The organism is Danxiaibacter flavus, from assembly GCF_041060425.1.
GTDB classification, from domain to species: Bacteria; Bacteroidota; Bacteroidia; order Chitinophagales; family Chitinophagaceae; genus Danxiaibacter; species Danxiaibacter flavus.
Genome location: NZ_JAULBC010000002.1, coordinates 272,585 through 293,992, shown reverse-complemented (window position 1 = coordinate 293,992; position 21,408 = coordinate 272,585). Strand labels below are relative to the sequence as shown.

The window sequence follows — 21,408 nt, the reverse complement described above, 5'->3', positions numbered from 1 at the left end:
TCAAAATCGGTTCTTATATCTGATGTATTTATATACATCTTACATCGTACACCCTACATCATACACCCTACATCACACATCATACACCTTACATCGTACATCTAACATCTAACATTATTTCAGGTACCACATCAGTGTGTTCCTGGTGTCTTCGCCGAAGATGGCGATGGCTTTATCATATTCAGCCCTGTTGAGGTTTCTTTCGCCATCCGGATAAATATATCTTTTAGGAATTGTATGTTGTGCTGCAACAGGTCCTATCTTTTGATCAAAACCAAGAATGTCGTTTGTGCGTCTGTAATCAAACCAGCCTTCTGCGCCTTTAATGAACAGAGCGAGCCATTTCTGACCAATGAGTTGTTTCAATGTGCCATCGTAAACAACCGTTGGAACAGATTTGTACGCTGTTTGCGCATCTGCACTAACGTGCCAGTAATCCATGTTGGCTTTAATGCCCTCATAATAAAGGCTTTCGGCAGTTTTGCCGGATACAGTCACGCCTTTTTGTTGTGCAGCTTCTGCCAATATGAAACACACTTCTGAATAGGTCATTAACGATGCATTTACCAAAGGATTCTGATCCTGGTAGAAAATGTCAAGGTTAAGGGTTGAAATATGCTCATCACCACCATTATATGCATATGGCAGGCTTATAGAGTTGGGAACACCAACATAATCGTTATGATCAACTGTTGCATCTGCCGGATCTCCCGTAACCTTTGATAATAAAACCGGCATACGCGGATCACTTCTTTCAGTCATAAAATCTACGATCTCTTTGCTTGGCTTGCGCTTGATAAATTCAGCAAACGGATCTGTTAATGCACCACCGCCACCTGTTGGGCCACCCGGCCATTTGTAGATGGTTGTGTAAGGTAATTCTGCATTGTCTGAATTGGAGGTGAATACAGGATATTTTGAAGGATCTCCCGCTATTTCCTGCATTTCAGCAACTGCGGAAGCATATGTTTTAGAGCAACGCAACAGCAGTCTTAAACGAAGAGAGTTAGCAAATTTTCTCCATTTTAAGATATCTCCCGCGTAAAGCACATCTGCAGCTTTGTCAATAGATTTTGTGGTTGTTGCCAGACTATCATTTGCTTCTTTTAACAGTTTAATCAGGCTGGGATAAACATCCTGTTGCTGGTCATATTTCGGCAAAGTTATTTTCAGATCTTTTGAATGTAACGCATCAGTGTAAGGAATATCTCCGTAAAGATCGCTGATGTAAGAAAAATTAAAGGCATAGAAGATCTTTGAAATAGCTACGTATTGCTCTTTTTGTTCCAGTGCAGCCTGATCATGCAGTGATTTATTTGTTGTAAGACGAAGATAATGCCCGTCCCATGATGCGGCCGTCCAACCAAAGTTATCATTGCCTTCATTTCTTACCATCGTAATATAACGCCCTGCTGACGCAGGCTTGTCCATATAAGCGTCACTTTGATAATCATAGCAGGTTGAAACAATTTCCTTTGTCATGAAGTAAACAGCTTCAGTAACAACGGGGTTGTTGGGGTTTTCACTAATACTTTCAAAGTCTTTTGTACAGCCTGTAAATAGCAGTAGTGCTAATGCGGTTGTTAATAAGTTTGCTTTTTTATATATGCGTTGCATAAAGTCTTATTTAATGGAGGTTAGAAATTAATTCCCAGTTTGCATCCGAAGGAGCGAGTGTTGGGCAATGACCATCCGCCCACACCTTGTGTAAATGTTCCGTTAGTGATAACCATTGCCGTTTCAGGGTCATAGCCAACACCTGCTGCGGTATAGCTAAACAGGTTGCGTGCTATTAAGCCGAATGTAACGCTGGTAAACGGCAGCCTGCGAAGTGATTTTTTGGTGAATGTATAATCTAAAGAAACCTCTCTTAATTTAACGTAAGTGGCACTGAATGTTGAGCGTGACGGGAAATCCCAATAATACGTTCCATAATAATTTTCCGGATCAGTGATCTTTGTATTTGGAACATATTTGCCGGTGCCATCATCTACGAAGCCATGTAAGATCTGGCCATCTGTTCTGGCTGTACCCTGATCGTCGGTCCAGCTAAGGCCACCGGTCTGCGGATCACGGCCTGGTACTGTAATGGTTGTTCTTCCGTCAGATAACAGGTTTTTTGCAACATAAGAATAGAACTGTCCGCCCTGTCTCCAATCAAGCAGTGCGCTTAATGTAAATCCTTTGTAGCGGAAAGTATTGGTAAAGCCCAGCATAAAGTCAGGGTTGTAGTTGCCGATCTTTACATAATCATTTGCAGTTTCATATTCGCCGGCATCATTCATCAACGGTTCTCCTTTGTGAGGACCATCAGGTACGGTTTGCCATGTACGTCCGTACATATCACCCATTTCAGATCCTTCCTTAACATAGAAATTAACGCCTTCCTGACCGCCAAGTGATATTTGACTTATGCCATCTGTCAGTGCTACTACCTTATTCCTGTTTCTCGTATAAGTTACACCCGCATCCCAGCTAAAGTTTTTGTTTTGTACAGGTGTTCCTTTTAAGGTAATCTCTATACCCCTGTTACGCATTTCGCCTGCATTAATTGACCTGCTTGTGTAACCGGAGGCAGATGTTGTGGGGATATCAATTTTCTGATTCTTAATGTTTGTTCTATACCAGGTAAAATCAATACCCAACCTGTTGCTGAAGAAACGAAGATCTGCACCGGCTTCATAAGAAGTGCTTAATTCCGGTTTCAGATAGTTATTTGCAAGGCTTGTTTGGTTGCTTGCCATAACCTGGTTACCCCAATAGCTTAAGGCAATGGTATTGTATAGCTGGTATGGATCTATATCTCTGCCTGCTACAGAAGCGTTGGCTCTCACTTTAGCATATGACAAGAAATTAGATTCTATTTTAAACATGTCTGTAAGTATGGCGCTTAACGATGCCGAAGGGTAGAAGAAGGAGTTGTTTTCCTGTGGAAGCGTTGATGACCAATCGTTTCTCGCCGTTAGGTCAAGGTAAACATAGTTGTTATATGATACCTGCGCCATAGCATATAAGCTATTGATCCTTTTCCGTGCTTTGTATGTGCTGGATAAATTCTGAGTAGTTCCGGCTGCAGCATTGTTGATGCTATAAATCCCCGGCATTACCAGTGTATTAGTGGCCTGTACAGAATTGTTTGTATTCTGGTCCATTCTGTTACCACCGGCAGATATTGAAGCAAACCACTTGGAAGTGATGTTCTTTTTGTACGTGAAAAGGAAGTCTGTGTTTTGCTCGCTAAATGATAACTTTTGCAGCGAGTATGCACCCTGGGGGTTGCTGTGTGTGCTGAATGCTCTGCGGCTTTCCCTGTCTTCGTTATAATAATCCACACCTGTGCGAGCCATAAAACTGAGGTCCTTGGTGATGTCTATAAGCAATTGCACATTCCCGGTAATGCGATTGCGTTTGTACCCGTTTAAAGATTCATACGCGATAAAATATGGATTGTCGTTACCGCCCGGTACTGGAGAGTTTTGTTTTACGCCTTCTTCACCAGGAAGCCAGTAATTCTTCAATTTTTGGACGTTAATATTTGCCGGCATTGTGTACACCAGGTTGTTAACGCTGCCTCTGTTAAATGTGGGCCTGTTTTTGCTGCTGTTTACCGTATAGGCAATGTTGGTATTCAGCCTGATGGCTTTATTTAGATTAGTGCCTGCTGAAAGCGTGAGGTTGTTGCGTTTCAGATCTGTGTTAGGTACAATACCTGTATTGTTCAGGTTGGTATATGATAGTCTGAAATTTGCGCCTGTAACTGATACGTTATTTGTGAAGGTTTTACCTGTTTCGTAAAAATCTTTTACACGGTTAGGATAAGATACCCAGGGTGTTGCTACCGGATCTCCATTAGCATCTAACGGGCTGTCCCACTGTACATATTTAGTCCCTACATCAAGCCTTGGTCCCCATGAGGCATCAGAGATTACATCATCAGTTCCTGTCCAGTCGCCGGAGCCAAAAGTATTCTGGAACTGTGGAAACTGCCAGGCTTTATCAAACATAGCTGAAGAGTTGATGCTCACACCAAGATCTTTCTTTACTCCACTGCCTGTTTTTGTAGTGATAAGAATTACGCCGTTAGCAGCACGTCCACCATATAATGCGGAGGCGCTGGCACCTTTTAATATAGATACGGAGGCAATATCATCCGGACTGATATCAGAAAGAGGGTTACCATAATCTACTATCTGATTGTTGCCGCTTCCAAAAGGACTGCCTGCGTTGGAGTTTAATGAATTCCGGATGGGTACGCCATCAACAACGATCAATGGTTGGTTGTCACCATAAAATGATCTTTGTCCGCGAATGGTAATGAATACACTTGCTCCGGGATCCGGGCTCACGCTACGGATATTTACACCAGCGACTTTTCCTGCCATGGCATTGGCAACGTTTGGTGCATTAACATTACTTACTGCGGAACCATCCAGTTTTGCAACGGAGTAGCCCAGTGACCTTTCCTGCCTTTTGATACCGAGGGCAGTTACAACAACTGAAGAAAGTTGTTGCGGAGCCGCTGTCATGGCTACATTGATTTCAGCGCGACCTGAAACACGAACTTCTGCAGGTGTATAGCCAACATAGCTGAATATGAGTACGGCTTCCGGATTTGAAACGCTGATGCTGTACTTTCCGTCAGTACCTGTGGTGGTGGTTTTAGAGGTGCCTTTAACAGAAATAGTTACGCCGGGCAGTATGCCGGTGCTATCGCTTACGGTACCTTTAACAACCAGGTCCGCAGCATAGGCTGCATTAAGTTGTAGCTGTTTTCTGGCAGCAACAGATTTGTTTTCTGTTGCCTGTTTTATAATGTATACATTATTTACTTTCTCGTAAGTAAGCCCTGATGCGCTAAGTGTTTTTTTTAGCTGGGCATCAGCGCCCGGTTGTCCTGCAGTTTCATCGGCCAGGGATGTTAGAATAAATTGTTTAAGTGAATCAGCCTGGTAACTATAGTAAATGCCATACTGTTGCTGAAGGCGTTGCATATAATTCTGTAGCGTTACATTTCCTGCTCTTGCACCTGTTTTGCTCACAGTAGTTTTGTGTGAAACTGTTGATACATAAGCTACATCCTGCGCCAAAAGTGTAGCCGGCATGTATGCGCAGCAAAAAGTAATCACAAACCATTTGGTAGAGAATGCTCTCAAAGCAAGTCTTTTTTTCATAGTAGCCTGTTGAGTGTTAGTGAATGATCAGTTGGTTGTTTGTCTGACTAATGGTTATTTGTAATGTTTTTGCAATTACGCCGGTTAGTGTCTGCAGGTCTGAAACCGGTATAACAGCAGTTATTTTTAGCAATCTTCTATTGTCGTTTTTGAATACCGTATTTACGCCATAGTATTCATGAAGCAGGTTGGCTACATCTTGTAATGATGTTTGTGAAAAGATCCATTTGCCTTGCGTCCAGGCAGCATATTGCTCGTTGTTCATCGCGCTTTTACTAATCGTGTTGTGCAATGTGTCCAGCACCGCTCTTTCTCCCGGAACCAGGTTGGTGGAAGCTTCGTTGTGGTTTTTCAAAGACAGCCTCACCTTTCCCTGTGTAAGTGCAACTTCAACGGCTGCGGAGCGCACGTTCACATTAAACTGCGTGCCTAATACAGTAATAGATACGTCGTTGGCGTGTACAACAAACTCCTTATGCGCTTTGTCTTTTCTTACTTTGAAAAAAGCATTTCCACGCAGATACACTTCGCGTGTTTTACCTGACCCAAAGTCGTTATAACTTACCGATGACCCTGCGTTTAGCACCACTTCGCTGCTATCGGGTAATATCACATGCTTTACTTCAGTGTCCGATGCAACAAGGTTAAGGGTTGAAGCTTCTTTGCCTTTCATCAGAACATACATCGGAATTGCAACAACTGCAAGCAGCGCTGCGGCTGCGCTCCAGAGCTGCCATGAAAGACGCCGGCCGTGGGTGATCTTCCTTGTGTCAGAAGGATCTTGCATTACAGGCTGAATCTGGTTTAATATGTTTGTTTTAAGGGCTAATTTCTCCTGATCAGAAAGCGGTATTATGTAATACGGCTGCCTGGACAGTTCCTCCACAAAACGCTTTGCATTAAGTATCATATCACGTTGGCCGGGGTTAGAAGTTATGTAGTCATTCCAGAATGCATCGGCCTCCTGGTTATTTGCTAAAACCCATTGCTGGAAGTATTCATCGGCTGCGAATTGTTCTTCAGTATAATTTTGGTACTGTGACGGATTATGTTCCATATTAATAAAGAGACAGGTTAGAAAGTTTGATACTCAAATTTTTCGAAATTTTTTTTTAAAAGCCTTTGCGAGCCGGTTAAAGCCGTTTTGTCAATAGCTTTTCGCTCATCACCCTTAGGTACAAAACAATCGTTAAACAAAGGGAAGATATTGAATCGTGATAATTGACATGTAGCTGAAAGTCCAATTAATTAGCGGGTTTGCACATGACTGCTGGTCGTAAAATTATGTGTATTTCAGAGCGCGAAACCTGTATTTTTTACACAATGGGGTGGGAGACAGCGAGCTAAAAAATGCTATCCTTCAGCAACATAAATATATAAGGTGCAGCCTATAAATCCGATCGAGTACATATTTTTCCTGAGCGCCATAATGGTCCGGAAAGCAAGATTATTAACGGACTGATAATTCATGCTGAGCTTTTCTGCAATTTGCTGATAGCTTAATCCCTCGTAAAAGCGCAGTTCCATAATAAGTTTTTGCCTGCCGGTAAGTGTAGCAAGCGCGCGGTTTAATTTGTTGTTTTGTTCGTTGCTGGCGTCAACAGAAATAATGGTCTCTTCAACGCTTTGTTCAGCATCTTCCGTGTCCTCGTCGGGCAACCAGGGGCGTAAAGGCACTTCTTTCCTAAGCTTTTTTAATAATATATGCTTTAGAACCCTGCTTAAGTATATGTAGGAGTTGTTTACGTCGGTAATTGTATCCCTGTAAGTCCATATCTCAATAAAAATTTCCTGTATGGCATCTTTCGCCATCTCCCTGTTATGGGTCATTCTCAATGCCACCGCAAAAAGCCGGTCAACATACGCATCATAGAAATAGGCCAGTGCGGATGTATCACTTTCTTTCAATCGCTTCCAGTATGTACGTTCAATATTGGGGTGTTGTTCAGGCATTGCTACCGCAAATTAGTTAAATCTAAAAGCGTGTATTTTATCGTTAGGCTCTTTAATACAAACTTAATACTCAGTTATCTGGCTGGCTGAAATGGCAAAGCATCATCTAACATAGATATCTGTAGCAAAATAGCAAAATTTGTTTCAACGCTGCCGGGTATTCGGTGAAAGCTGGTTCTTTTCCTTAATTTGCATAACTCTGTTAAGTTGTACAAAGTAATTTATGGATGTAAAAATTGAGCCTAGCTGGAAAGAAGCCTTGCGCCAGGAATTTAGTAAAAACTATTTTGAGCAGATTGCAGCTTTTCTTAAAGTGGAAAAAACACAGGGGAAGACGATTTACCCGCCCGGACAGCTTATTTTTAATGCGTTCGAACAAACGCCGTTTGATAAGGTTAAAGTGGTATTGCTTGGGCAGGATCCTTATCATGGTGCCGGACAAGCAATGGGGCTGTCCTTTTCAGTTCCCGACGGCATAAAGCCGCCTCCTTCGCTGGTCAATATTTACAAAGAGCTACATAAAGATATCGGGATGCCAATTCCCAAAACGGGGGATCTAACACCCTGGGCGCGGCAAGGCGTACTCTTGCTTAACGCATCATTAACCGTTAGGGCAGGAGAGCCGAACAGCCATGCAAAAATTGGCTGGCATATTTTTACAGATGCAGTCATCAGCAAAATATCAGACGAAAAACGTGGTGTGGTCTTTTTGCTGTGGGGCAGTTTTGCCCAGCAGAAACAAGTTTTGATTGATGAGACAAGGCATCACGTTTTGAAAGCTGCGCATCCATCTCCGTTTAGTGTAGAAAAAGGATTCTTTGGATGCAAGCATTTTAGTAAAACAAATCAATTGCTTGCAAGGGAAGGGATTGAACCAATCGACTGGATGCTGTAAAAGCATATTTGATATTAAAGGCGCTCGCAGTAGTGCTTTTTTAATGTATTTTATTTACTCTTGCAGCCTAAATAAGAACAGCCGGGAATCAGCTTAGGAAAAGTTGCATCAGGCCGTTTGAAACAAATACAGCAAATGAAGTTTTTGAAAGAAATAGGTGGTAGGATATGGGCTTTATGGGCCATTATTTTGTTTGTGCCATCCATGATTGTTGCGATGATCTTTTATGCATTTTGTTTCCTGATGAAGGAACCGGCTGCTGCTAAGTGGCACAGGGCTGTATCGAGAGTATGGATGAGTTTTTTCCTGCCACTGGCAGGTTGTCCGCTAAAAGTAATTGGCGCAGATAATTTTGAAAAAAATACCAACTACGTTGTGGTTTGCAATCACAATAGCCTGATGGATGTGCCGGTTACCACGCCGTTCATGCCCAACGCCAATAAAACCATTGCAAAAAAGAGCTTTGCAAAAGTTCCGGTTTTTGGCTGGATCTATTCTCTGGGTAGTGTGCTTGTAGACAGAAAAAGTGATGATGACAGAAGAAAAAGCTATGAAAAAATGAAAAAGGTTCTAGCGCTGGGGTTGGATATGGTAATCTATCCTGAAGGAACCCGGAATAAAACCAATAAGCCGCTGAAAGATTTTTACGATGGTGCTTTTAGACTGGCGATAGATACCAAAAAGCAAATAGTCCCCACACTTATTTTCAATACAAGGAAGGTACTGCCAGCCGGCAAACCTTTTTTTATGGTTCCTCACAAATTAGAGATGCATTTTCTACCTCCTGTAGATACAACCGGACTAACATCAAAACAAGTGAAAGAAAAAGTGTTTCAGCAAATGTGGGATTATTACGCCGCACATAGCTAAGAAGCATAAGGTAGCAAGTACGAATTACGAAGTACGAAGTACGTCAGGTGCAGTCATGCTGTTTTTCTTCCGGGCTTTAAATCCTGGCTAAAGTAAAAGAACTGCCTGCAAAAAAGTAAACCTGTTCAACTTAGGTACTTCGTACTTCGTAATTCGTACTTTGTAATTCGTACTTTGTGTAATTTCTCTTTTTTTCAACCAAAAATCATCGGTTATTTTTTTTACTGCTCTGCAACTTCAAGTTTGGAATTTGTATTTTAGGGTTATAAATCTGTTTTTGGCGAACATTTTTTCACCCAAACAGGTGGTACGTTTGCGTCCTCTTTTATAGAAAGCATGAGTTGTTAAAGCTCTGTTACATGCGCCTATGTTAGGTTTCAAAAATTAGCCAGGTCAGGCAAAGGTTAAAAGAATACAAACAGTTGGTTTGGATGTTTTAACTTTTAATTCGAGTATCGCCGGTTAATTTGAATTTTAAAAACACCCCTCAAAACAATTATGAAATCCTAATCTATAAGAACCATTATGTTAGAATTTGAGTATTCTTTGACCACCAGTCCAAAAATATTGGAAAATGCAGCTGAGGCCATCGGCGCAGCCTTCGGGGAAAAGATACACACCAAAAATAATGCGTTGGTGTTTCCGCCTTCGGTTGCGACAGGCAAGGGTGAATTTTATTCTTTGGATCTTGGGCTTGGCCTTAGTCTTATGGACTGTCGTTTTACAAAAGAAGTGAAATTTATACGAAAGCCTCTTCTTATTAATGACTTTCATATTGTGCATTTCAATTTATCCAGCATGCCTGTCTGGGTTACTACGCAGAATGGAGATTCTGTAGATGTAGGTACAGACTGGAAAAATGCAGTGTACTATGGCACTTCGGGCCTTGGTGCGGAATTGTACCCTGCACCGGAGGGTAATTTGCGCATGGTAAATATCATCTTTTCAAGAGCTTGGCTGATTAAACACTACGACATAGAAAAGACACCACTGCATCCAGGTCTTGCTAGAGAATTCTTAATGGATCAACCTGTCCAGTTTTTTATGGATCTTGATCTGCGCTTGCTGTTGATTGCGGAAGAAATACTGGTTTCAACACCACCCACTTATATGCAAAGACTATTTTATGAAGGGTGTGCTAAAAGACTTGTGGCGCTTGTGGCCGACAGGTTGGCAAGACCTGTTTGTAATGACGAGAAACTTAAGTTTAGTGAAGTGTCTACAGTTATGGCCATCAAGGAAAGAGTAAGTCGCGCGCTGGATAAGCCATTGCCTCCACTTGAAGAGCTGTCTGCGGAGTGTGCAATGAGTAAAACAAAATTTGCTTCCCTTTTTAAGGCTATTTATCATAAAAATTACTCTGATTATTTCCTGCAGACAAAAATGCAGAAAGCCGCAGAATTGCTTCTTAAAGGGTCACCGGTATCCGAGGTGGGCCATGCGGTTGGTTACAATAACTTAAGCCATTTTGCAAAAGCGTTTAAAGATTATTTTAACACAACGCCCAAGCTGTATCAGAAAGGCGCTAAAATAATTAAAGGGTAAAGCCTTAATGCAGGCAATGTTGCGTAAAGAAAGAGAACACCCGTAAAAAAAATTGTATGATAGAAGTGGATTACTACTATAGTTCCAGCATGAAGTGGTTTATTGATTTTGCGGAGTCATTAAGCAAGGCGACTGGCGAAAATGTTATTGTGCAGGGTAACCGGCTGGCTCTTCCTTGCGGTCTTGCCGAAGGTCGTTATGAATTTTATGAGCTTACAGATGGACTTTCAATTCTCATCACCGATTGTGTGTTCTTTAAAGAATTGCAACTTCACAGGCAAGCAGTGCCGGGCAATGATCATTATAAAATACTCTTTAATGTTAGTAATGTTCCGCTAATCATCAACAAGCAAAGCGGCAGGATTGTAAACATAAGCAGCAGCCTTGCTGAAGCCGTTTTCTTTAGCTCGCATACAACGGAAGTAAGCCTGTATCCGGGTATAGGCAAACAGCTCAGAACAGTTCAATTGATATTTCACAGGTCATGGGCAATTTCTCACCTGCTGAAAAACATAGCACCTTTGAGTGTCACAAGAATGCAGCAGTTCGCAAATTATGAGCCTATGCAATTCACCACCAATCTTGATTTGAAAAGTAATGATCTTGTAGAGGAGGCACTTTCGGCTGAAGCACCTGCATACACGCTCCCGCATTATCTTGAAGGTTGCGCGATAGAACTGGTTGCTTTGTTCTTTGACAATATTATTGAAGAAGAGCTGGGAGAGGAGCGGATTATTTCTGACGATGCCATGCGTATCATTCAGCTAAAAGAACAAATAGAAAATAATATTGAAGACCCGACCCCAACAATGGATGAAGCTGCGAAAATTTGTCTGATGAGCAGAACCAGATTTGCAGTGATGTTCAAAACGTTGTACAACAGTAATTACGCCACTTATTTTCTTAACATGAGAATGAGTAAGGCTGCAGAACTTTTAGCCAGTAAGCTTTCGGTGACCGATGTGGGACACAAGATTGGCTACAGTAATATCGGCCACTTTGCCAAAGTGTTTAAAGAACACTTTGGCGTAACACCCAAACTTTTTCAGAAGGATAATTTAGGCTGATTGTTTCCCGGCCTTGAAAAGTTTGAGCATATTCTTTGTGCTACCCAGTGCCTTCGCAACGAAACTCCGTGTAACTGTATTTAATGCGTTTGACAATCACAAATCTTATCCAGGTAACCTAAATCTGTCAATTCATGTTAACATAAAAATGTTTTATTGCATACAGATTCTGCAAGTATATTTGCGCGGAATAATAGCCTTAAACAACATTTCTTTCGTCATTTATGAAAAAAATAGTTTATCCATTTATCCTATGTATGGGATTGTTGTCTTTTGCAAATGCACAAAACTTTACAGGTTACCAGTACAATAATTATCAAACTGTGGGCGGTGCGGTTTTTAATCCCGCAAACATTGCAAACAGCCGTTATAAGTTTGATATTAACCTGTTTTCTGTAAATGCAGCAGGTGGTACCAATGCATACAATATCAAACGCTCATCACTGTTTAAAATGAACTTTAGTGACTGGGTGGAAGGAAAAGATTTTTATAAAGTGAATAACGGTAATAACAAAAATACATTCACCAATTTTGATTTGATTGGACCGTCTGTAATGTGGAGCATTGATCAAAAGAACTCCGTTGCAATCACCACAAGAGTAAGAGGGCTGGCAAACGAACGCAACCTGGATAATAGCGTTTTTCAACTGGTGGGTAATAGTAATCCTGATTTTTTTAATACCCCTCTTGCGTTGAATAATTTCCGTTCTAATGTACATGGTTTTGCTGATGTAGGGGTTAGTTACGGACGTGTACTTTTCCAGGATGAACATCATCTTATTAAAGGCGGTATTACGGCTAAATATGTTATCGGTTTTGCTGGAGGTTCAGCAACCGCCAATAACTTTTCCGTTAACATGAGGGATGAAAATAGCTTTAATAATCTTCACGGAGATATTAATCTTTATTATTCAAAAGGTTTAGATCAACTATCCAGTTCTAATAATAGTGATATAACCTGGAGCGATCTGAATAAAAGTCATGGAGTTGGCTTTGATCTGGGCGGCGTTTATGAATGGCGACCAGATGGCAATATTACTGATGATCCCGAAGAGGCTGCGTGGTTAAGCAAGACGAAAAGCAATTATAAACTGCGCGCTTCTCTGGCGGTGACAGACATAGGTAGTGTTAAATACGCACTGTCAGGTAACGCGAAGAGCTATCGCCTGGATGGATCAGGTTTAACCAAGGACGATTTTAATATGTATGACGATGAAACACTTGATGAATATCTGAAACGCCTTCAGATAAAAGGTATTTTAACGGAGCAAGGGCTTCCTTCATCATATAAAGTGAAGTTGCCCGCAGCATTGCACGCAAATCTTGACTGGCAGGCAGTTGAAAACTTTTTCATCAATGCAAATGCGGATATAAACCTGGTGGGCAACAAAGTTTTTGGTGCAGGTTATATAAGCTCAGTAGCAATAACGCCACGTTACGAAACGCGTTGGCTGGGAGCTTCTATGCCTTTTTCTTACAATACCTACAATAACTTTAATTGGGGGATTGGTTTTAATGTGGGCGTGTTTTACATTGGTTCAGGTTCCATTCTTTCTAACCTCGTAAAACAAAATGTTAGAGGTGCTGACGCTTATGCAGGAGTGCATATTCCTATTTACAGACCAAAAAATAAAGTGAAGGAGCCGGTAATTGAAGCAACCCTTCCGCCTAAAGATACTGATGGTGATGGTATTCCTGATAGTACGGACAAATGTCCTGATGTGAAAGGTGTTGCCAAATATCATGGATGCCCTGTACCTGACACGGACGGTGATGGTGTTAATGATGAAGAAGATAAATGTCCCCAGGTGAAAGGAGTCGCTAAATATCAGGGTTGTCCGGTTCCTGATACTGATGGTGATGGTATAAATGATGAGGAAGACAGATGTCCGGCTGTGAAAGGCGTTGCCCGTTACCAGGGCTGCCCGGTGCCGGATACAGACGGTGACGGTATAAATGATGAGGAGGATAAGTGCCCCAAAGTGGCCGGTATTGCAGCAAATGCGGGATGTCCTGAGATAAAGGATGAAGTTGTAAAGAAAATTGATCAGTCAGCCCGTAAAGTGCTTTTTGCAACAGCCAGCGATAAACTGTTACAATCATCATTTGCAGCGCTGGACGATGTAGTAAAGGTTTTACAGGATAATGCTGATGTTCAAATGGATATTGAAGGACATACAGATAATACCGGTAATGCAGTTCTTAACAAGGCACTTTCTGAAAAAAGAGCTGCATCCGTAAAAAAATACTTTGTATCTAAAGGTATTGATGAGAGCAGGTTGCATGCTGCAGGTTATGGAGATACAAAACCTGTGGATAGCAATAAAACTGCCGCGGGACGTGCGAAGAACCGTCGGGTGGAGATGAAGTTGTACTACTGATTTTTGCAATAAACTAACGAATAAAAAGGCTTTGAATGCATGATGTGTTCAAAGCCTTTTTATTTGCTGCAGGTTGCTGTCGTATATGTTTTAAACAAAGCCGAGAACATATAATGCAGATCAATTTCTTATCGCCATGACAAGATACCGTACAACAATAACAGCTACGAAAAGCCAGAGAACAGCAAGGAGCAAGGTTTTTAGAAGATTTCTTTTCGCTATGTAAATGCGCTCCTCTGCCTTAAGGTGACTGGACCTCATTATATTGCGCGGAACAAGCCTTGCCGCAAAAGTGAACAGTAACGGTACTACCACTATGTCATCAAGATAGCCCGCAATCGGAATGAGATCAGGGATAATGTCGATTGGACTTACGAGGTACAACAAGCTCACAATTATTATTGCCTTTGCATACCACGGTGTCCTTCTGTCACTAAAAGCATAATAAAGCGCCAGGCATTGCAACCACAATCCCCGGGTTCTTCTGTATAGACGTTGAAATGCTTTCATGACAAGTGTTTTGACTTTGCTTGGCAACAGAAAAATAACGATAAAATAAATACCCGAAATATCAATCGCTGTTATTTTCAGGTGCTTGTTGAGTAAGCGTTTACTTAGTTTAAAAAGTTATTGTTAATAGTAAGCTTTTAGTAAAAACATGCACAATTTTTCGTAAATTACACAAACACTTAAACTTCTTCCCATGCGCACAGTTAAAAACATCCTGGGCCAAAAGGGGCCACATTTCCATTACATTGATGCCAGTTCCTCAGCTTTAGATGCCCTACTGTTAATGCAGTCTGGTAATCTTAGCTATGTGATAGTCATGGACAAAGGGAAATACGCCGGCGTTTTGTCTGAGAGGGATTATACCCGTAAAGTTTTGCTGCAGAACAAAAATGCAGCTACAACAAAAGTTTCTGAGATTATGACCAACGATTTGCCAGCCATAGATTCTTCGTCCACTGCGGAGAAAGCTATGATACTGATGAATGGTTGCCAGTCAAAGTACCTGCCTGTTTTTGAAGAATTCGATTTTTCAGGCGTGCTTACTATTCACGATCTGATGCGCGAAGCAATGCAGGACAGCGAATTGAAAGCTGTTGCTGATAAGGTTATTACGCAGACTGATACTGCGGGTGAGTATGTGCATTACTGGATTTAGTTCTTGCACATCGTAGACTAAACTGCAAGTGAAGCGGATTAAGTGTGAATTTTTGCATCAGTTTACATTGTGTTATACAGACACACAAAGGTTTTCAACAATTCCACTTTCTTTAAGATGAATTGACCGGCAAATTGCATTTCGTTGCCGGGTGAGGTAAAATCAAACGGATTCCGGAAAAATTTAAATTGATGAATGTTGCGGATGGTTAATGAATGACTACATCGCTGATCACTTTGTCACCCATTGCCTCATTTACCCTTTCAATAATTGTTGCTTTTTGAAAAAGGAGTTCCTGCTTCAGCGGGCCTACGGATGTATATATGTAAAGGGTTTTGTTGATGATCTGAATTTTATCGGTATACTTTGCAATCGTCTTGCCCATAATGGTCTCCCATACATTTTCGATCTGAACGGCTCTAACGCCGTTCTTCAACGAACTCTTGTTCAAGAAGTTCCTGATAGCATCGCCCAGTCGATATTCTCCCATAATGTAAAGGTAGGAAATGTTAGCTGATGTACGATGTGAGATGTACGATGTTAGATGTGCAATGTGAGATGTACGATGTTAGATGTACGATTTTAGATGTGTTTGGATGTCTGATATACGATTTGACGATGTCTGATTTTGTTGGCGATGTTTGACGTGTAATTTGCCAATCGTGTCATTGTGAGGCGACTCAATTCGTACTTTGTACCCGTCCGAATGCGCGTTCGGCGCGGGCGGGCTTCCTAATTCGTACTTCAAACATTTCAGTACACCACACATCGTACACTGTACATCTGACATCGTACATCTAACATTTGCTTAGTTCTATCAACTGATAATCCAGCCCTAATTCACTAAAGGCATCCTGAAGTCTTTCCTTGTGCGTGTCTGTAATAAATACCTGGCCGTTTTCCTCATTGCAAACTTTGTGAAGGAGATTTGACATTCTTTGTTCATCGAGCTTCTCAAAAACGTCATCCAACAGGAGGATGGGAGGGAAGCCTTTTTTATTTTTTATGACAAGATATTCTGCAAGCTTAAGTGCAAACAGCAGACTTTTTCTTTGTCCTTGCGACGCTACTGACTTAAATGGTTGCTGTTGCATTTGAATATCGATGTCGTCTTTGTGAATGCCTTGTCCGGTACGCTGGAGGTAAAGATCACGTTGCCGGTTTTGTTGAAGCAAATGAGCGAAAGACGCTTTCAATAACTGGCTTTCATAAGTTAATTCAACCTGGTCATTGTCGCCGCCTATTGAAATATATTGTTCCTGCACAAGCGGAATGAAGTCGCGAAGGAAACTATTCCTCGCTTCAAAGATAGCATTACCAAGACCAATCAGCTGCTCATCAAGTATGTCAAGCAATGCATCATCAAGCCGCTGATGTTCGGCAGCAGCTTTAAGCAATCCGTTCCGTTGCTGCAACACTTTGCCATATTTGATGAGATGGTCAAGATAAACAGGAGAGAGCTGAGACAAAATAGTATCAATAAAAGACCGTCTTTCCTCGCTGCTGCCGGTGATCAATTGCACATCATCCGGCGCAATCATTACACCTGGATACTTGCCTATATGAAGTGAGAATTTTTTGTAGATCTCATTGTTGACTGAAAATTCTTTTCTTCCGTTTTCTCTGAGAATGCAGACAAGTTGCAGTGCTTCAGGTCCATTGTTGATCGCTCCGTCAATGCGGAACCCGTTAGAGCCTTGTTGTACGCTCGTGCTGTCAGCTCTTGAGAAGTAGCTTTTCGTAAAACAGAGATAGTATAAAGCGTCCAGTAAATTCGTCTTGCCACTGCCATTAGGACCGCAGATACCAACAATTCTTTTGTTGAATGAAAATTGCTGAAATGAATAATTCCGGAATTGGGTAAGCTTTATTGAACTAAACTGCAACATGAAAGGCAAAAATAATAAAATCAAAGACGATTAGTCGAATTGATAATTGAAAATTGACAGTTGAAAATGATAGATGTGGAAGCAATTTAACCACAGATGCCACTGAGTTATTTTCACAGATAGCCACAGAGAATATGCAATAATGGTCTAGATTATACTAAACTCCTTTAACTCTGTGATAAGAACTCCTTTACCTCTGTGGTTAAACTAATTAAAATTATTCTGTGTTTCAGTGCCTCTGTGGCTATATTTTTATAAATCCTCCTTTAACTCTGTGAAAAAAAACTCCGTGTAATCTGTGGTTAAAATTTTTCTGTGTTTCAGTTACTCCGTGGCTATATTTTTAAAATTCTCCTTTAACTCTGTGAAAAAAAACTCCGTGTAATCTGTGGTAAAAAACCTCTGTGTTTCAGCGTCTCAGTGGCTATATCTCCAAAATCCTCTAATATTGCAACATCAACAAAAATCAATGGTATCTTATAAGTGGTTCTCATTTTTGAACAAGCTGGCCCTGATCGGAAATTTTTTCTTTATACTCTGTGTGATAGCCCATTTTAGCAGTCATCAGTTTCCCCAGTTTATCACAGGTTTTGCCCTGATCGTTGGATTGATTTTGTCACCAATCGTGAATATTGTTGTGAACTTTTCGCTGGTTTATTTTATATTGAAGAATATTAAGGGCCTCGTGCCAGCCTGGCAATCGATGGTAAATATGGGATTCCTGCTGCTACAGCTTTTATACTTTTTTATATTTTAAGATGATAACTAACATACTGAAAGACAAACCAACCAAACTGTTTATCGGCTTTGCAGCATTTTTCGTTGCCAATGCTCTAATTGCAGAATCTATCGGCTCCAAGATCTTTTCCCTGGAAAAAGTATTCGGAGCCAAACCAGCTAATTTTACGCTTTTTGGTCATGACGGATTAGCCTTCAATCTCACCTGCGGTGTACTATTATGGCCGCTGGAGTTTATCATGACCGATATTGTAAATGAATTTTACGGACCGAAGGCCGTTAAACGCATTTCTTATACTGCTGTAGTATTGATAACTTATGCCTTTCTAATGTATTTTCTGGCGATAGCAGTACCGCCTGCAGACTTCTGGTTATCGACCAAAACGAGTGATGGCATTACAAATATGCAAGCTGCATTTTCCGGCATTTTCGGACAGGGTATGTGGATCATTGTCGGAAGCCTTGTCGCATTTCTTGTAAGCCAGCTTGTGGATGTAACTGTATTCCATCGCATCAAAAGAGTGACCGGTGAAAAACATGTATGGCTGCGGGCGACAGGTTCTACGATCATATCTCAGTTAATCGACAGTTATATCGTACTCACCATTGCATTCAAAATCGGCAGTAACTGGAGCTGGGCGCAGATCTTTGCTGTGGGTACCATGAACTATATGTACAAGTTTGTGATGGCCATTGCGCTTACGCCGCTGATCTACCTGGTTGAAAGATGGATAGAACGCTATGTTGGCCATGAAACCGCTAAAAGGATGAAACTGCAGGCAATGGGTAAGGGTGAAGATGATTTCCTGAATATCCCGGCGGCGGGATAGTTGAACCACGGAGACACGGCGGCAGGGCGAAACACGATGGATCTGCCACAAAGGCGCGAAGGCTCAAAGGAGCACAAAGTTTTTAAGGTAATTGAAAATTGAAAATGGAGAATTAAAAATGAGGAAATCTCTGTGGTTCTCCGTGTCTTCTCCTGTATTCCTCCGTGTAATTGTTATGTACCCTTAGTACGGTTAACATTAATTCTCGTTGCGTCGCCGCTTCTTTGCGCCCGCTGCGTGAAACCAACAGTTTTGGGCTTTAAGCTTTGAGCTTTGCGCTTTCTTCCTTCACCATCTTAATCACCACCTTGTCAATCGGCAATGAAACCGATTCTTCAGAAAGACTTTCCCACTCAATCCATCTGAACACTTCGCTTTCGCCATTAACATCGGCTACCTGGTAAGGAGCAAAATCAAACGGTGTATCTTTTGTTTCAAGCGCTATAGGACCATCCGGATGCACAAAATAGTAGATCGAAATGATCTGATCCTTTTTATTAAAGGCGGAAATCTGGAAAAAATCAGTTGTGTAGATATGATCGCCAATGGTAACATCAAGGCCCGTCTCTTCTTTAAACTCCCTCTTCAGGCAATCACGCGTACCCTCGCCAAATTCCAAACCACCACCCGGAAGTTTCGTAAAATATTCCCCGCGGATAAACTCGTCACTCACCAAAAGCCGGTTGTTGCTATCTATTAAAATGCCGTAAACCCTAACGTTAAAGTATGCCATAATTCAGTTGTAAGTTGTACGTGATGCGTTGCACGTTTATCAAAGCGAAGGGTTGGTTTCTCGCAACGCGCGCAAAGAAGCAGCGACGCGGCGAAAATTACGGGAGGCCTTCCATCGCTTTGTGCCCCTACCGCGCAAGCGCTTTTTTTTATTTTTTTCAGCTTTGCCCTTTGTGCTTCTTAGTGTCCTTCGTGTCTTCGTGTTTCAAATCCTTCGTGTTTCTTTGAGCTTTAGTGTCTTTGTGGCAAAACTCGTCGTGTTTCTCCCTGCCGCTCGTGCCTCCGTGGTTCAAACTAAAACCATTTCTTCTTCATAAAATACCAGCTAATGATAATCGATATACTCAACGATAAAATTATTGGTATATAAAACGCGTGCTTCGAATGATCAAACGGGATCGGTACATTCATCCCATAAATACTCGTCACCAGTGCCGGCAACGAAAGAATGATCGTAATAGAAGTCAGCCGCTTCATCACATTGTTCAGGTTATTGCTGATAATGCTGGCAAATGCATCCAGCGTACTACTCAGGATGTTCGTGTAGATATTCGCCATTTCAAGTGCCTGGCTGGTATCCACTATCAGGTCATTCAGTATTTCTCTTTCTTCCTCATTGAGACCCAGGAAATTCGTGCGTTCCAGCTTCATCATCATCAGTTCATTCGTACGAAGCGCGGTAACGAAATACACAAGACTCTTCTGGATCCGCATCAGCTTAAGCAAATCCTCGTTACTGTTACTGTCATACAGGCTCTGCTCAAACTGGTTCCTTTTATGGTTGATCTCTTTCAAGTACTCCATAAAGTTCTGAACGATCTTTTCAAATACTTTCAATACCATCATGTTCCTTTTATCAGGATGGCGTTTCTGAAATGTGTTCAGGAATTTTTTGATCGCACCGTTGTCAAAAGAGTTAACAGTAACAATATGATTGTGCGTTAGAATGATACAGATTGGGATGGTGATGTAATAGGCATCACTGTCATTAAAAGAATTGTTTTCGGTAGGCGTTTTAATAACGATAAAACGCACATTATCATCAATCTCATAACGCGGCCTTTCGTCAATATCGAGCGAGTCTCTCAAAAACTCAATCGGAATTTCCAGCTCCTCGCCAAGCTCAACAAATTCTTCTTCTTTAAAGGGAGGGACAAGATTTACCCAAACACCATTTTCGGGCCTGTCTATTTCAACCGTCTGGCTGTTTATATTTTTGAAATACTGAATCATTCTTCGGGGGTATGGCCAAGCTTATCAAGCTGTTTAAACTTGCCCTGTTAATATTTCGGTTGCTTTATATTAGTCTGTTTACGATGCGCCGAACGCTTAATCTTTGCCTGCTTCATCTACAGTAAGCTCGCCTTCAAAAACAAAATCTGCCGGACCGCACAACCAGATGTTGTCAAAATGGTTGTCGCCATTCTTGTTGAATTCAACGGCCAGGTGTCCGCCAAGCGTCTCTACCTCAACGCGGTTAAAACCGTTGTCGTTATGCGCAAAAACAAGTGCGGAAGCAGTAACGCCAGTGCCGCAGCTATAGGTTTCGTCCTCAACACCTCTTTCATAAGTGCGGACAGATATCTGCCAGTCTTTAGGCTCAACAAAGTTTACATTGATGCCTTGTTTTCCGAATTTTTCGCTGTAACGGATTTTCTTTCCTTCTTCAAATACCGGCGTTTCCTTAATATCGTCAACTGCAACAACATAGTGCGGAGAGCCTGTATTCAGAATAAATGCATCGTAATACTGCTCAATCTTATTTACATCGGTCATCTTCAGGTTCACCCAGCCGTTATCCTGTATGGTTGCCTCATGTTCCCCATCAACAGCAATAAACTTGAAAAGATTTCTGTGAATACCGCGGTGATAAGCAAACTTTACAAGACACCTGCCACCATTGCCACACATGGTACTTTCCCTGCCATCAGCATTGTAGTACTTCATTTCAAAATCATATCCCGGCTTGCTGTTCAATAACATCAATCCATCTGCACCAATGCCAAAGCGCCTGTGACAGATATGATTCACCTGTTCTTCTGTAAGAGCAACCTTTCCGTCCCTGTTATCAATTATTACAAAGTCATTTCCCGTTCCCTGGTACTTATAAAAATGTAGATTCATTCGGTTAGTTTATTTGTGAAACACGTAGCACTGTAGTCAATAGTCAAT

At 41.5% G+C, this 21,408-nt stretch carries 18 protein-coding genes; 8 read left to right on the top strand and 10 right to left on the bottom strand.

The genetic code is table 11. The annotated features are described in order from the left end of the window. Positions 1-114 precede the first annotated feature (114 nt). The 4 genes from QTN47_RS06910 to QTN47_RS06895 all read right to left on the bottom strand — a co-directional run bounded on the left by QTN47_RS06910 (position 115) and on the right by QTN47_RS06895 (position 7,124). Positions 115-1,617, bottom strand: coding sequence for a SusD/RagB family nutrient-binding outer membrane lipoprotein (locus tag QTN47_RS06910; RefSeq protein ID WP_369328612.1), 1,503 nt, complete (start codon positions 1,615-1,617; stop codon positions 115-117). Positions 1,618-1,637: 20 nt separating this feature from the next. Continuing rightward, complete coding sequence (locus tag QTN47_RS06905; protein WP_369328611.1) at positions 1,638-5,171, bottom strand: SusC/RagA family TonB-linked outer membrane protein; 3,534 nt, start codon at positions 5,169-5,171, stop codon at positions 1,638-1,640. Between the two features lie 16 nt (positions 5,172-5,187). Continuing rightward, on the bottom strand, positions 5,188-6,228 hold the full coding sequence (locus QTN47_RS06900) for a FecR family protein (protein ID WP_369328610.1): 1,041 nt from the start codon (positions 6,226-6,228) through the stop codon (positions 5,188-5,190). A gap of 296 nt (positions 6,229-6,524) precedes the next feature. Next, entirely contained in the window at positions 6,525-7,124 is a 600-nt protein-coding gene (locus QTN47_RS06895) for an RNA polymerase sigma factor (protein WP_369328609.1), read from the bottom strand. Positions 7,125-7,347: 223 nt separating this feature from the next. Here QTN47_RS06895 and ung point away from each other — a divergent pair, with 223 nt between their 5' ends. From ung to QTN47_RS06870, 5 genes are all read left to right on the top strand, one after another. Then, positions 7,348-8,019: a uracil-DNA glycosylase gene (gene ung / locus QTN47_RS06890; protein WP_369328608.1), complete on the top strand. Its 672-nt coding sequence runs from the start codon at positions 7,348-7,350 to the stop codon at positions 8,017-8,019. Between the two features lie 135 nt (positions 8,020-8,154). Then, the gene (locus tag QTN47_RS06885) at positions 8,155-8,889 is read left to right on the top strand and encodes a lysophospholipid acyltransferase family protein (RefSeq protein WP_369328607.1); all 735 of its coding nucleotides are present in this window, start codon (positions 8,155-8,157) and stop codon (positions 8,887-8,889) included. A gap of 525 nt (positions 8,890-9,414) precedes the next feature. Beyond that, positions 9,415-10,434 carry a helix-turn-helix domain-containing protein gene (locus tag QTN47_RS06880; RefSeq protein WP_369328606.1) on the top strand — a complete coding sequence of 340 codons (1,020 nt, stop codon included), beginning with the start codon at positions 9,415-9,417 and terminating at the stop codon, positions 10,432-10,434. 56 nt (positions 10,435-10,490) lie between these two features. Next, complete coding sequence (locus tag QTN47_RS06875) at positions 10,491-11,501, top strand: helix-turn-helix transcriptional regulator (RefSeq protein ID WP_369328605.1); 1,011 nt, start codon at positions 10,491-10,493, stop codon at positions 11,499-11,501. A gap of 224 nt (positions 11,502-11,725) precedes the next feature. Continuing rightward, complete coding sequence (locus QTN47_RS06870) at positions 11,726-13,882, top strand: DUF5723 family protein (protein WP_369328604.1); 2,157 nt, start codon at positions 11,726-11,728, stop codon at positions 13,880-13,882. Positions 13,883-14,002: 120 nt separating this feature from the next. Here QTN47_RS06870 and QTN47_RS06865 read toward each other — a convergent pair whose 3' ends face one another. Then, a complete protein-coding gene (locus QTN47_RS06865) occupies positions 14,003-14,392 on the bottom strand; it encodes a YkvA family protein (protein ID WP_369328603.1) in 390 nt (129 codons plus the stop codon). A gap of 193 nt (positions 14,393-14,585) precedes the next feature. On the opposite strand from QTN47_RS06865, the gene QTN47_RS06860 reads away from it, so the two are divergent. Beyond that, positions 14,586-15,047, top strand: a complete 462-nt coding sequence (locus QTN47_RS06860) for a CBS domain-containing protein (RefSeq protein WP_369328602.1) — start codon at positions 14,586-14,588, stop codon at positions 15,045-15,047. 208 nt (positions 15,048-15,255) lie between these two features. On the opposite strand, the gene QTN47_RS06855 is transcribed toward QTN47_RS06860, so the two are convergent. After that, positions 15,256-15,537 (bottom strand): DciA family protein, encoded by a 282-nt coding sequence (locus tag QTN47_RS06855; RefSeq protein ID WP_369328601.1) that lies wholly within the window; start codon positions 15,535-15,537, stop codon positions 15,256-15,258. 307 nt (positions 15,538-15,844) lie between these two features. Then, positions 15,845-16,936 carry a DNA replication/repair protein RecF gene (gene recF / locus QTN47_RS06850; RefSeq protein ID WP_369328600.1) on the bottom strand — a complete coding sequence of 364 codons (1,092 nt, stop codon included), beginning with the start codon at positions 16,934-16,936 and terminating at the stop codon, positions 15,845-15,847. A gap of 469 nt (positions 16,937-17,405) precedes the next feature. Here recF and QTN47_RS06845 point away from each other — a divergent pair, with 469 nt between their 5' ends. Both QTN47_RS06845 and QTN47_RS06840 read left to right on the top strand, forming a co-directional pair. Beyond that, positions 17,406-17,693, top strand: a complete 288-nt coding sequence (locus tag QTN47_RS06845; RefSeq protein ID WP_369328599.1) for a hypothetical protein — start codon at positions 17,406-17,408, stop codon at positions 17,691-17,693. Between the two features lies 1 nt (position 17,694). After that, a complete protein-coding gene (locus QTN47_RS06840) occupies positions 17,695-18,504 on the top strand; it encodes a queuosine precursor transporter (protein WP_369328598.1) in 810 nt (269 codons plus the stop codon). A gap of 259 nt (positions 18,505-18,763) precedes the next feature. On the opposite strand, the gene QTN47_RS06835 is transcribed toward QTN47_RS06840, so the two are convergent. From QTN47_RS06835 to dapF, 3 genes are all read right to left on the bottom strand, one after another. Further along, positions 18,764-19,237 (bottom strand): NUDIX domain-containing protein, encoded by a 474-nt coding sequence (locus QTN47_RS06835; protein ID WP_369328597.1) that lies wholly within the window; start codon positions 19,235-19,237, stop codon positions 18,764-18,766. Between the two features lie 293 nt (positions 19,238-19,530). After that, a complete protein-coding gene (locus tag QTN47_RS06830; RefSeq protein WP_369328596.1) occupies positions 19,531-20,469 on the bottom strand; it encodes a magnesium transporter CorA family protein in 939 nt (312 codons plus the stop codon). Positions 20,470-20,565: 96 nt separating this feature from the next. Beyond that, positions 20,566-21,360, bottom strand: coding sequence for a diaminopimelate epimerase (gene dapF / locus QTN47_RS06825; RefSeq protein WP_369328595.1), 795 nt, complete (start codon positions 21,358-21,360; stop codon positions 20,566-20,568). Positions 21,361-21,408: the final 48 nt, after the last annotated feature.

What these genes read in the sequence shown, in the direction of transcription:
- QTN47_RS06910 (WP_369328612.1), bottom strand. Translation starts at nt 1,617, where the DNA reads ATGCAACGCATATATAAAAAAGCAAACTTATTAACAACCGCATTAGCA.
- QTN47_RS06905 (WP_369328611.1), bottom strand. Translation starts at nt 5,171, where the DNA reads ATGAAAAAAAGACTTGCTTTGAGAGCATTCTCTACCAAATGGTTTGTG.
- QTN47_RS06900 (WP_369328610.1), bottom strand. Translation starts at nt 6,228, where the DNA reads ATGGAACATAATCCGTCACAGTACCAAAATTATACTGAAGAACAATTC.
- QTN47_RS06895 (WP_369328609.1), bottom strand. Translation starts at nt 7,124, where the DNA reads ATGCCTGAACAACACCCCAATATTGAACGTACATACTGGAAGCGATTG.
- ung (WP_369328608.1), top strand. Translation starts at nt 7,348, where the DNA reads ATGGATGTAAAAATTGAGCCTAGCTGGAAAGAAGCCTTGCGCCAGGAA.
- QTN47_RS06885 (WP_369328607.1), top strand. Translation starts at nt 8,155, where the DNA reads ATGAAGTTTTTGAAAGAAATAGGTGGTAGGATATGGGCTTTATGGGCC.
- QTN47_RS06880 (WP_369328606.1), top strand. Translation starts at nt 9,415, where the DNA reads ATGTTAGAATTTGAGTATTCTTTGACCACCAGTCCAAAAATATTGGAA.
- QTN47_RS06875 (WP_369328605.1), top strand. Translation starts at nt 10,491, where the DNA reads ATGATAGAAGTGGATTACTACTATAGTTCCAGCATGAAGTGGTTTATT.
- QTN47_RS06870 (WP_369328604.1), top strand. Translation starts at nt 11,726, where the DNA reads ATGAAAAAAATAGTTTATCCATTTATCCTATGTATGGGATTGTTGTCT.
- QTN47_RS06865 (WP_369328603.1), bottom strand. Translation starts at nt 14,392, where the DNA reads ATGAAAGCATTTCAACGTCTATACAGAAGAACCCGGGGATTGTGGTTG.
- QTN47_RS06860 (WP_369328602.1), top strand. Translation starts at nt 14,586, where the DNA reads ATGCGCACAGTTAAAAACATCCTGGGCCAAAAGGGGCCACATTTCCAT.
- QTN47_RS06855 (WP_369328601.1), bottom strand. Translation starts at nt 15,537, where the DNA reads ATGGGAGAATATCGACTGGGCGATGCTATCAGGAACTTCTTGAACAAG.
- recF (WP_369328600.1), bottom strand. Translation starts at nt 16,936, where the DNA reads ATGTTGCAGTTTAGTTCAATAAAGCTTACCCAATTCCGGAATTATTCA.
- QTN47_RS06845 (WP_369328599.1), top strand. Translation starts at nt 17,406, where the DNA reads ATGGTATCTTATAAGTGGTTCTCATTTTTGAACAAGCTGGCCCTGATC.
- QTN47_RS06840 (WP_369328598.1), top strand. Translation starts at nt 17,695, where the DNA reads ATGATAACTAACATACTGAAAGACAAACCAACCAAACTGTTTATCGGC.
- QTN47_RS06835 (WP_369328597.1), bottom strand. Translation starts at nt 19,237, where the DNA reads ATGGCATACTTTAACGTTAGGGTTTACGGCATTTTAATAGATAGCAAC.
- QTN47_RS06830 (WP_369328596.1), bottom strand. Translation starts at nt 20,469, where the DNA reads ATGATTCAGTATTTCAAAAATATAAACAGCCAGACGGTTGAAATAGAC.
- dapF (WP_369328595.1), bottom strand. Translation starts at nt 21,360, where the DNA reads ATGAATCTACATTTTTATAAGTACCAGGGAACGGGAAATGACTTTGTA.